Here is a 9,266-nt window from a genome sequence, read left to right as displayed (position 1 = left end):
TCCACCTCGAAAAATTCGTAGATCCGGTCTCCCGCCCGGCCCGGGTCCGGGGACCGGGCGAGGCACTGTTCAATATGGTGCCTGATATTGCATCCCGCGAGGTCCCGGCGGGAATTGATCAGCGCTACCTTCATGCCAGTATGTACGCGGTACTTCACGAAAAGCCTCGCGTGGATGCATGGTCCCGTGTGCCGGCTTCGCAACTGCTATGATAAGGGAGCACACACTTCACTTGTACCATGGACGAGAAAACAATTGAGAAGGCATTTGCGGATGAGAAGATCGTGAAATCGATCACCTGCCCGCAGGCATTCGCGATTGCAGAAAAGTACCGGCTCCCAAAGTCGGACATCAGCGAGTACTGCAACACCCACGGGATAAAAATCCACGCCTGCCAGCTGGGCTGCTTCAAATGAGCAGGTCAAATGAGCCTTTTTTTATCCGTTGTCCCGGTGAGTGAGGCCGTCGCAACAGTGCACCGCCTTACCGTGCAGGTGCCGCAGGAGACGGTGCCCCTTGCCGAAGCATGCGGCCGGGTGCTGGCCGCTGATGTGCATGCGGACGTGGACATTCCGGGCTTTACCCGGTCGGTGATGGACGGGTACGCGGTGCGGGCCGGCGATACGACCGGTGCCGGCGATGCGGTGCCGGCGATACTCACCCTTCGGGGCAGGATCCAGATGGGGCAGACCCCCGACCTGCCGGTAAAGATGGGGGAGTGCCTCTACATCCCTACGGGGGGCATCCTCCCGGAGGGTGCCGATGCCATCGTGATGGCGGAGAATACTGAGCCGTTTGGCGATGAGATCCTCGTAAAAAAGCCGTTGGCGTACGGCGAGAACGTGGTCCAGTACAATGAGGATTTTAAAAGGGGTGAAGTCGTTCTCCCCCGCGGGCGCCGGATTTCGGTGCAGGATACGGGTGTTCTTGCCGCAGTCGGGTGCGCTGATGTGCCGGTCACCACCAGGCCGAAGATTGGGATTCTGTCCACCGGAAACGAACTGGTGCCGGTCACAGAAATCCCCCGGATCGGCCAGGTCCGGGACGTCAACAGGTACGTGATCGCCGCGTTCGTCCGCGACCACGGCTGTGTCCCGGTCACGTACGGGATCGTCAAGGATGACCGGGCCATATTTGAGGCTGCACTCGCCCGTGCCGCAGGGGAATGCGACGCGGTACTGATCTCGGGCGGGAGCTCAAAAGACGACCGGGACATGGCCGCCGCGGTCATTGCCGAAAAGGGTGAGGTGCTGATCCACGGGGTCGCCATTGCACCGGGAAAACCCACGATCATCGGCCGGTGCGGTGGTGTCCCGGTCATCGGCCTCCCCGGCCACCCTGCGGCAACGTTTGTGGTGCTGGTTGCCATTGTCAGGCACCTGCTCGATGACATGACCGGCAGCGCTGTACCGGAACCGGTGACGATAACAGCAAAACTTGCAATGAATGTGCCCTCCACGAAGGGGCGGGAAGACTATATCCGGGTCTTTGTAAAGGACGGGATTGCAACCCCGCTCTTCGGGAAGTCCGGCCTCTTGAATACGCTTGCAAAGAGTAACGGAGTGCTCCGGGTCCCGGCCGGTAGCGAAGGTTTTGAGAGCGGCAGTCAGGTTGAGATCATCCTGTGGTAGAACCACACACATCCCTTTTGCCAGTTCGTCTTCTTGTCCTGTTCTTCACGATGTATCCCGTCTCCCTCAACGGGAGGTACCCTGATTCAGCGCCGTGACAGGACGGTGTAATAGATCAAATTAAATAATTTATTTAATATGGAGAACAAGAAACTGGACTACTATTTGGGGGCCCCGGTATGCCGCAGACAATCTCCATCCTCTGTATCGATGACGAACCCCTGTTTCTTGATGCATTCAGGGCACGTCTCGAACAGGAAATAGATCTTGCCGTTACCCCTGCATCGACAACACTTGAAGCGCTGGAACTGCTCAACCGCCAGTATTTCGATGTGATCATCTCGGATTACTCGATGCCCGATATGGACGGCCTCGCCCTGTTACGGGAGATCCGGGCACGGGGCGGCCAGTCGATCTTTATTGTCGCCACGGCAAAGAGACTCGCACATATCGCAAAGGACGCCCTCAACACCGGGGCCGACTACTACCTCCAGAAAGGGGCCGACATGGCAAACGAGGTCTCGAGGCTGATTGATTTTATCAGGACCCGGGTCCCGCAGAAGAACGCCGAATACGAACTGATCGCATGGGCCCGGTTCTACAATTCGATCGTTGACAATGGTGCAGAACTCATCTGTCGTATCAAACCCGACGGCGCACTCAGTTTTGTGAACGAGCCCTGTGTTCACCTCTTTAAAAAATCCTACCGGCAGCTCGTGCAGGAGAATTTCTTTACATACGTCCCTGATAACGAACGCCCGGAGATCCTTGCCTGTCTCCGGGAACTCACGCCGGAAAAGCCGGACTGTCTGCTCCTGCATCACATCCTGGCTGGTGACGGAAGAACCCTCACTCTCGAATGGGGATACCATGTGTTATTTTCCGCACAGGGTGGGGTCCAGGAGTACCAACTCACGGGAAGGGATCCGAAAGGTCTGATTCGAATTGGAACAACGAAAACCGAAGGTGAAAGGGGCCTGTCTGCCGCAACCGGGTCATCACAGGAAACTCCGGAGGAAAAACCGGGCGAACTGGGCGAACTGATAGCCACGCTGCAGTCGCTTGACGCCCCGGTCTTTGCGGTTGACAAACACGGGGTAATCATCGCATGGAGCACGAAACTTGCCGAACTGACCGGTGCTGACACTGATGCGATGGTCGGGAAAGGCAACCGGGAGTATGCGGTCCCGTTCTACGGGGAACCCGGGCCCATGCTCATCGATCATGTTATAACGCTCCCCGGGACCGATGCGGATGGGGATCTGCCGGCGACAAAAAAAGTCGGAGATACGCTCGTCGGCGAGAGAGTACAGGTAACGATCCGGGGTAAACCAATGTACCTGTGGGCCAAGTGCTCCCCGGTTTACGATGCAGCCGGCCGGCTGATAGCGGCGATCGAGGCGATTGCGGTAAGCGAACCACAGGAGCAAGCCGGGGGTGCAGGATCAGAAGAGTATCTTGGCGGGATATCGAGCCTCACCCTCAAAGTCTCTGGTTTGGGGGTGGGGGGATCAATCGCCGGTGCGATTGGATCATCCACCGGGGGATATGGTGTGTATGCTACCGCCAAGAGGCTGTTTATCATCCGCAACCCGGAACTGGACGCATCTGCCTCGCAGGGAGTCCAGTTCGGCACATTCCTCATGGACGAGCTCTTCGGCAACGTGGTAGATACACGCCAGAAATCACTCGGAGAACTGGAAAACACCCGGATCTTCGAAGTGGAAAAGGGAGAGATCGAGAAGATCACTCTCAAAAAACCCGTGCTGCTCTCGGGGTATCTTGAGATCTCAAAGAAGGGGGGTTCTTCGTTCAGGGTGTATATCGATCACAAGAAGGCCTACACCTACATTGAAAATATGATGAAACTGTTTGCCCCTGATTTTCTGCATCTTGAGTGAAAAAATCAAAAAAAATTGCGTTTTTCTCCCGGTTGATCACCGGGATATCAGATCCGGGTCACCTTCACCGGAACATTATATACGGCATCGCTGACTCCCGACTCCTTGCGGTCATCGATGCAGACAAAATACCAGCCCTGGTTCTTGATCGTCAGAGTTTCACTCTGGGGAGTGGTGATATCGATGAGTTTTACCAGGGGAACGATGCCCTCGTAGGTCCAGGTCTTCTGCACTGCATCCCAGACAGGAGTGACCGTCCCGAATCTGGCATTATCATTCACATTGAGCACAAGGAGATTCGGGGTGATCGTGCCGGACCCGGGCGTAGTGACCCAGATAGAGTAGTTCTCACCCGGGTACAGATAATCTACGCCAAGCGCTTTCGGGATATTAATGCAGGCATAATCATTGAAGTGGACAGAAATGGTTGAGTCGATGCCGGAGGTTGCGGTTGACGAAGTTGCCGAGACAGCTGTCCCGACCGCAGGGGCGGTGACGGTGGCACCTGAAGATCCGGATGCGGATGTGGTCGCGACCGGTGCTGTGGCCGCCGGCGTGGAAGATGTCGTGGTGCATCCGGCAATGCAGGTAAGCAGAACGACCAGCACTGCAATACTTATGAGAGCAACGGGAGACTTCATAAAAATCAGTATATAAAAGATGATATAGATGTGTTACGGTTTTAAACGGCTGCCACCATGGGGGCACCAGGGTTTTGCGCAGCGGCCGGGACAAACAGTGAACGCTACTCCCGGGGAAAAACCGGTTATACAAGGAAACTACTTTGTCATAAAGAGACAACATTTATCGATACGTTTGGGCATCCCGCCATCGTAACAGAGGGATTTTGTGAAGGAAGTCACCGCGAACTTCAATGCAAAGGATATCGAGCGCGAGGTGCAGGAATATTGGCGCACCCACGAGACCTACAAGGCAGTAAAGCAGCACCGGAGCGCCGGCAAGGCGTTCTTTTTTGTCGATGGACCGCCGTACACCACGGGACAGATCCACCTGGGCACCGCATGGAACAAAATTATCAAGGACTCGCTCCTCCGGTACCAGCGGATGAACGGGAGGAACGTGATCGACCGTGCGGGCTACGATATGCACGGCCTTCCGATTGAAGTCAAGGTCGAACAATCGCTTGGGTTTTCCTCAAAAAAAGATATCGAGAAGTTCGGGATAGAGCACTTCATCGAAAAGTGCCGGGAATTTGCCATACAGAACAAGAAGCTGATGGACACCCAGTTTGAAAGCCTCGGGATCTGGATGGATTTTAAAAACGCGTACCAGACGATCAAACCTGAATACGTGGAAGCAGCATGGTGGACTCTTGCCCGGGCAGAAGAGAAGGGGATGCTGGAACGGGGGTTCCGGGTCGTTAACTGGTGCCCCCGGTGCGAAACGGCGATCGCGGACGCCGAGGTTGAATACTGGGACGAGACCGACCCTTCGGTCTTTGTGAAGTTCCCGATCAAGGGAATGGATCAGGAGTACCTTGTCATCTGGACGACGACCCCTTGGACGCTGCCGGCAAACGTCGCGGTCGCGGTGTCAAAGGAGTTTATCTATGCAAGAGTCCATGCAGAGAAAAACGGCCACGAGGAATACCTCTGGATGGCAGAGCCGCTCATAAAATCGGTGCTCAAGAAAGGGCGGTACCAGAAGTTTGAGGCGCTGGAGACAAAGAAGGGAGGGGAGCTGGTCGGCTGGGAGTATGACTCCCCGCTCGCGGAACAGGTGCCGCTCCAGCGCGAGATCGCTCACCGGGTCGTTGCCGCCGAGTTTGTCGCGATGGAGAACACCGGCATGGTGCATATCGCACCAGGCCACGGCTGGGACGACTACGTGCTCGGGACAAAGGAGAACCTGGTCATTGTCTGCCCGGTCGACGGCGCCGGGAAGTTTTTGCCCGCAGCAGGAATCTTTGCCGGGAAATTTGTACGGGACGCAAACCAGGACGTGCTCGAAGCGCTCGGCGACCACCTGCTGGCAACGGAAAAGATCACTCACCGGTACGGCCACTGCTGGCGCTGCAAGACGCCGATCATCTTCAGGGCAACCTCTCAGTGGTTCCTCAAAGCTTCAGAGATCCGGGACCTCATGCTTGCCGAAGTCGAGAAGGTCACGTGGTACCCTGAGTGGGCGGGCAGTGCCCGGTTCTACGACTGGATCAAGGAGGCCCGGGACTGGTGCGTCTCGCGGCAGCGGTACTGGGGTATCCCGATCCCGGTCTGGGTCTGCGACAAATGCGATAAGTACCGGGTCATCGGTACTATCGCGGAACTGGAAAAGGCGAGCGGAAAAGCCGTGCCCGATCCGCACCGCCCGTTCGTGGACTCGCTGACGATTCCCTGCGCATGCGGCGGCACGATGCACCGGGTCGGGGACATCTTCGATGTCTGGTTCGATTCTGCGGTCGCATCGTGGGCGACGATCGGCTTCCCGGCAAAGACGGAAGAATTCGAGAAACTCTGGCCCGCGGATTTCATCACCGAAGGTCAGGACCAGACCCGGGGCTGGTTCTACTCGCAGCTCGGCGCAAGCACGATTGCATTCGGGAAAGCGCCATATAAGAGCGTCTGCATGCACGGGTTTGCACTCGATGCCGAGGGAAAGAAGATGTCAAAGAGCCTCGGGAACGTGGTGTCTCCCGATGAAGTGGTGGCAAAAGTCGGCGTCGATGTGCTCCGGTTCTATGTGCTCTCCTCATCGGCCCCCTGGGACGATCTGAAGTTCAACTGGGACGGGGTTGCGACCGTGAACCGTGCGGTAAATATCCTCTGGAACGTGTACCGGTTCCCTATGCCGTACATGATCCTCGACACATTTGAGCCGCAGACAAAAGACGGGCGCTGGGATTCGGCATATATCACGGCACACCTCCGGCAGCTCCCGGACGAGGACCGCTGGATCGTCTCCCGGGTAAATACGGTCGCCGGCATTGTGGACGCGGCAACAAAGGAATGCCAGCTCCACCGGGCGACCCGGGAACTGATCACCTTCATCCTCGAAGACCTCTCGCGCTGGTATGTCCAGCTCGTCCGGCCCCGGATGTGGCTGGAAGGCGAGTCCGAACAGAAGGTGTTTGCCTACGAGACGATCTACTACGTGATGCGCCGGCTCATCGGCCTGATGGCCCCCTTCTGCCCGCATATCACCGAAGAGATCTACGGTAACCTCCGGTGCAGGAACGATCCCGAAAGCGTGCACATGCTTGACTGGGAGACCTGCGACGAGGCGCTCACAAACGCGGAACTGGAACACGCGATGGAACTCGCCCGCTCGTTTGACGACGCGGTGCAGAACGCCCGCCAGGCCGGGAAACGGAAACTCCGCTGGCCGGTGGAGGAAGTCGTCATCGTGACCGCAAAAGAAGAGGTCAAGGACGCGGTCGCCCGCCTTAACGCGATCTGCATGGACCGGGCCAACGCCCGCAAGGTGACCGTCGTGATGGGCCGGTGGGACCGGATCGGCTGGCATGCGGAGCCGGTCATGAAGGCGCTCGGGAAAGGGTTTGGCAAGAACTCGTTTACGGTCAAGGGACTCATCGAAGCCGCTGACGGCAATGCGATCAGGGCCGCAACCGGTGCCGGACAGACCTATACGCTCGCGAGCGGCGACGCAAAGTACGAGATCGGTGCGGAACATGTCACCTTCACGGAAAAACTTCCGGCCGATATCTTCTCCGCCCCGATGGAGGATGCAACCGTATATGTGGACGTAGCCCTCACCCCAGATCTCGAAGCGGAAGGCTATGCCCGGGAAGTGATCCGCCGGATCCAGGAGATGCGCCGGCAGCTCGATCTTGCGGTAGAGGATTTCATCACGGTCGATGTGGCAGTTGCGGACAAACGTATCTGCGACCTTGTCGGAGGGAGCTGGAAGGCCGGGATTGCCGAAGAGGTCCGGGCAAAGGCACTTTCGCTCCATCTTGCCGGGGAACCGTCAGGATCATCGCACCAGTTAGTAAAGGACTGGGATGTCGAAGGTGTCGCGATGACGATCGGGATCTCGAAATCTGTGTAAACAGGCTGATTTTTTTATACATTCTGTTTTTTTAGTGATGTGAGGAAAAACATGCAGGGATTTTCAATCCGAATCCCAGCGTGTGACACCCCTCCTGTTGTATGCGGTTGTGATCAGGTTTTTCACCAATAGTACACCGATCGATGCGATCACTTATTGGATATATGAGGGCCATTTCACCATTTTTTTCTTGAGGTCGAGGATCCGGCCGTCAACGACAAAAGTACCGTCACCCCGGTGATGGATGACCCGCCGTTCCCTGCGATCCGGATCGACCCATGCCTGGACCACTTCCATAACAAACATGTTGTATTTGTCGACAAGGCTGTCATCTTTTACCCGGCATTCGAAATTGGCGAGGCATTCGGCAACAAGCGGGGGCTTCACTTTTTTTGCGGGGACCGGTGTCAGGCCGAACGCGTCGAACTTGTCGGTGTCCGCACCCGAGCAGTTGCCGATTTCAACCACCTTCGTAGCGAGATCGACCGTAGGGACAGCGATCACGCATTCCCCTGTCTCGCTGAGTGCACGGAAACTGTAATCCCAGGGCCCGATCATGCAGCCGATCAGCGGAGGGACGCCATCCTGCATCACCATGTGATAACTCATCGTCATGAGATTGGGACGTTCTTTCTTCTGCACCGTTGTCACGAGGACGACCGGGCCCGGTTCGATGAAACGGTATACCCGGGATAAGGGCAGTTTATCCATCATGATCGTGATTTTCTCTTTTTGGGGTATATCAGGATTGGGATTCTGGCGGAAATTAAAAAAAGTTCTATCCTTGTTCTCTTGGATGATTCGCTCGAAGATCTGCGATCATTGCCAGCATCCCGATCACCCGGAGTTTCAATCCTTGTTCTCTTGGATGATTCGCTCGAAGCATGGTGCCTCAGTACACATCTCGGCAAGCAACTGGGTTTCAATCCTTGTTCTCTTGGATGATTCGCTCGAAGGGTACTGGCCGGAAGAGACGCCCATCCAAATCAAGTTTCAATCCTTGTTCTCTTGGATGATTCGCTCGAAGAGTTGCTGCTGCATTGCTGAATCAACTCGTGCATGTTTCAATCCTTGTTCTCTTGGATGATTCGCTCGAAGATCCACCGCACTCCAACAACCGCCCACAATGCACAGTTTCAATCCTTGTTCTCTTGGATGATTCGCTCGAAGCCTACAAGAGAATTTCCCTGCACCGCGCCGAACGGGGTTTCAATCCTTGTTCTCTTGGATGATTCGCTCGAAGGGTGTCGGATCGACTATCACATCCACGCTCTACGCGTTTCAATCCTTGTTCTCTTGGATGATTCGCTCGAAGAATTTGGGTAGCCCTACAAAATAGAGAACCTTCGGTTTCAATCCTTGTTCTCTTGGATGATTCGCTCGAAGTTCCAGCAGGTCACGATAGGCGTAGATTTTCATAGGTTTCAATCCTTGTTCTCTTGGATGATTCGCTCGAAGACCTCGCGGGTCTACTCGTCACCCTCCTGGAGGAGGTTTCAATCCTTGTTCTCTTGGATGATTCGCTCGAAGTGCGTGGCCGTGAGGGGGGTGTATATAGTACATATTGGTTTCAATCCTTGTTCTCTTGGATGATTCGCTCGAAGCTCTTTATGCTGCATATATTACGGCAGGAGCACGGTGTTTCAATCCTTGTTCTCTTGGATGATTCGCTCGAAGCCCGGTCGGGCGTTCCCCACGCTCGATG

6 protein-coding genes and 1 CRISPR repeat array are annotated in these 9,266 nt (G+C 55.9%); of the genes, 4 read left to right on the top strand and 2 right to left on the bottom strand.

Annotated elements, in window-relative coordinates:
• The first annotated feature begins 239 nt into the window (after nt 1-239).
• The 3 genes from WCE46_RS04130 (at nt 240) to WCE46_RS04120 (ending at nt 3,532) form a co-directional block, all read left to right on the top strand.
• A complete protein-coding gene (locus WCE46_RS04130; RefSeq protein WP_424732432.1) occupies nt 240-416 on the top strand; it encodes a hypothetical protein in 177 nt (58 codons plus the stop codon).
• Between the two features lie 9 nt (nt 417-425).
• A complete protein-coding gene (gene glp, locus WCE46_RS04125; RefSeq protein WP_424732431.1) occupies nt 426-1,631 on the top strand; it encodes a gephyrin-like molybdotransferase Glp in 1,206 nt (401 codons plus the stop codon).
• A gap of 179 nt (nt 1,632-1,810) precedes the next feature.
• Entirely contained in the window at nt 1,811-3,532 is a 1,722-nt protein-coding gene (locus tag WCE46_RS04120; protein WP_424732430.1) for a response regulator, read from the top strand.
• A gap of 47 nt (nt 3,533-3,579) precedes the next feature.
• On the opposite strand, the gene WCE46_RS04115 is transcribed toward WCE46_RS04120, so the two are convergent.
• Nucleotides 3,580-4,173: a hypothetical protein gene (locus tag WCE46_RS04115; protein ID WP_424732429.1), complete on the bottom strand. Its 594-nt coding sequence runs from the start codon at nt 4,171-4,173 to the stop codon at nt 3,580-3,582.
• A gap of 208 nt (nt 4,174-4,381) precedes the next feature.
• Here WCE46_RS04115 and ileS point away from each other — a divergent pair, with 208 nt between their 5' ends.
• Nucleotides 4,382-7,561, top strand: a complete 3,180-nt coding sequence (gene ileS, locus WCE46_RS04110; protein ID WP_424732428.1) for an isoleucine--tRNA ligase — start codon at nt 4,382-4,384, stop codon at nt 7,559-7,561.
• Between the two features lie 153 nt (nt 7,562-7,714).
• Here the strand turns inward: ileS and WCE46_RS04105 are convergent, their stop codons facing one another.
• Nucleotides 7,715-8,275, bottom strand: a complete 561-nt coding sequence (locus WCE46_RS04105; protein ID WP_424732427.1) for a flavin reductase family protein — start codon at nt 8,273-8,275, stop codon at nt 7,715-7,717.
• 60 nt (nt 8,276-8,335) lie between these two features.
• Nucleotides 8,336-9,238: direct repeats of the CRISPR family, unit length 37 nt; unit sequence GTTTCAATCCTTGTTCTCTTGGATGATTCGCTCGAAG.
• Between the last annotated feature and the right edge of the window lie 28 nt (nt 9,239-9,266).

Origin of the sequence: Methanoregula sp., from assembly GCF_049690535.1 — an archaeon.
Taxonomy (GTDB): Archaea; Halobacteriota; Methanomicrobia; order Methanomicrobiales; family Methanospirillaceae; genus Methanoregula.
This window is presented reverse-complemented; position numbering and strand designations above follow the sequence as displayed.

Excerpts from the sequence above, each read along its gene's own strand:
- WCE46_RS04130 (WP_424732432.1), top strand. The coding sequence starts at position 240 with ATGGACGAGAAAACAATTGAGAAGGCATTTGCGGATGAGAAGATCGTG.
- glp (WP_424732431.1), top strand. The coding sequence starts at position 426 with ATGAGCCTTTTTTTATCCGTTGTCCCGGTGAGTGAGGCCGTCGCAACA.
- WCE46_RS04120 (WP_424732430.1), top strand. The coding sequence starts at position 1,811 with ATGCCGCAGACAATCTCCATCCTCTGTATCGATGACGAACCCCTGTTT.
- WCE46_RS04115 (WP_424732429.1), bottom strand. The coding sequence starts at position 4,173 with ATGAAGTCTCCCGTTGCTCTCATAAGTATTGCAGTGCTGGTCGTTCTG.
- WCE46_RS04105 (WP_424732427.1), bottom strand. The coding sequence starts at position 8,275 with ATGATGGATAAACTGCCCTTATCCCGGGTATACCGTTTCATCGAACCG.